At 59.0% G+C, this 571-nt stretch carries 1 pseudogene; it reads left to right on the top strand.

Annotation, left to right across the window (positions count from 1 at the left end):
• Positions 1–109, top strand: a pseudogene (locus EOA33_RS38020) (hypothetical protein); the annotation flags it as partial.
• Between the last annotated feature and the right edge of the window lie 462 nt (positions 110–571).

Raw genomic sequence — 571 nt, 5'->3', positions numbered from 1 at the left:
GTGGGCCTATGACGGCAAGCCGGTTTACACCTTCGTCAAGGACAAGAAGGCCGGCGATGTGAGCGGCGACGGCGTCGCCGGCGTCTGGCACATCGTCAAGGCCGACTGAGTTCGGCTCGAGACTGGCCGAATATAGACTGGCTGCCGGATACATCCGGCGGCCAGTTCCGCCATGCCAGTGATGCTCGTCGCACCAGCTTCGATCGGCATTGCCACTGCACTGAATCGCTTGAATGGGAGGGCTCGGTCCGGTGGCTCGATACACTGGCGGCCCTTCCCGAAATTATGTGATCTTCTCCATACACTCTAAGAGTGTATTGCCGCGGACGTCCCCGCATTTTGGCCGCTTGCCCTTGACCGATTGCAAAAGCACGGCCATGTGAGCGACGAAAAAGAACGCGTCGTGCGCAGTGGAATTCTTCCGCCGCCCCACAGCTGATATGAGACCTCATGGACGTCGTCGTCGTCGAATCGCCGGCCAAGGCAAAGACAATCAACAAATATCTCGGCAAGAACTATCGGGTTCTGGCCTCGTTCGGCCATGTCCGCGATCTGCCGGCCAAGGATGGCT

The organism is Mesorhizobium sp. M4A.F.Ca.ET.050.02.1.1, assembly GCF_003997725.1.
GTDB lineage: Bacteria > Pseudomonadota > Alphaproteobacteria > Rhizobiales > Rhizobiaceae > Mesorhizobium.
This window is presented reverse-complemented; position numbering and strand designations above follow the sequence as displayed.